This window comes from Neisseria sp. P0021.S006, from assembly GCF_051956895.1.
This window is the reverse complement of the sequence record NZ_JBQCWZ010001093.1, coordinates 1-502: the sequence shown is the minus strand read 5'-3', so window position 1 is coordinate 502 and position 502 is coordinate 1. Positions and strand designations below refer to the sequence as shown.

1 protein-coding gene is annotated in these 502 nt (G+C 51.8%); it reads right to left on the bottom strand.

Annotated features, from left to right (window positions below):
* On the bottom strand, positions 1-502 hold a 502-nt coding region (locus tag ACTHUM_RS18910; protein ID WP_440403813.1), incomplete at both ends, for a toprim domain-containing protein.

The window sequence follows — 502 nt, the reverse complement described above, 5'->3', positions numbered from 1 at the left end:
GGAATAGAAAATGCAGTGATTTATCGTCTTTTAATTGCGGCAACGCATTTTCCAGCGCGCGCCAAGCCGCTTTACGTCCCGCGCTGTCGCCATCAAAACAAAAATAAATACTGTCGGCCTGACGCATCAGGATTTTGACGTGTTCCGCCGTGGTTGCCGTACCTAAAGCCGCTACGCCGTAGCCGACGCCGAACTGCGCCAATGCAACCACGTCCATGTAGCCTTCGACCACCAAAATCCGTCCTGCCTCTTTTACGGCAGCACGCCCTTCATATAGTCCGTAAAGGTTTTTCCCTTTATCGAACAAAGGCGTATCGGGAGAGTTCAGGTATTTGGGTTTGGAGTCGTCCAATACGCGGCCGCCAAAGCCGATTACCTGCCCACGCGGATTACGGATAGGGAACATAATCCGATGGCGAAAGCGGTCGTAATGTTTGCCTTCGTTGTCGATGACCATGCCCGTATCCACCAACGCAGTATTAGGATAGGGTTGGAATACTTG